This is a genomic window from Oleiphilus sp. HI0080 (assembly GCF_001635135.1).
Map to the genome: position 1 here is coordinate 1 of NZ_LWFU01000891.1, position 407 is coordinate 407.

The window sequence follows — 407 nt, forward strand, 5'->3', positions numbered from 1 at the left end:
CTATCATTCTGATCATTCTTGGCGACGTTCTTGGTTTGCCTGTTGGGGACCTGTTTCAGGCGGCCGTTGCGCCAGGCCTTTTACTCATCGGCCTTTATATTGGTTACATCATTTTTGTGACGGTGCGCGATCCAGACAAAGCGCCACCCATGCCGCCGATTGAGCAAGATGGCTTCGCAGCACTGAAAACGGCTTTGTTTGCAATCTTGCCTCCTTTGTTATTGATTGTGTTGGTGCTTGGCTCTATTTTCGCGGGCATTGCAACGCCAACGGAGAGTTCGGCTTTAGGTGGCGTGGGCGCCCTAGTGTTGGCACTCTGTTATGGGCAATTCAATATCAAGATGCTTTGGGAAAGTGCACGTGAGACTGTCGTTGTAACAGCCATGGTATTTGCGATTTTACTTGGG

General features: G+C 50.1%; 1 protein-coding gene. It reads left to right on the forward strand.

The annotated features are described in order from the left end of the window. Positions 1 to 407: TRAP transporter large permease subunit (locus tag A3751_RS17705; RefSeq protein ID WP_156492595.1), on the forward strand; the 407-nt coding region annotated here is incomplete at both ends.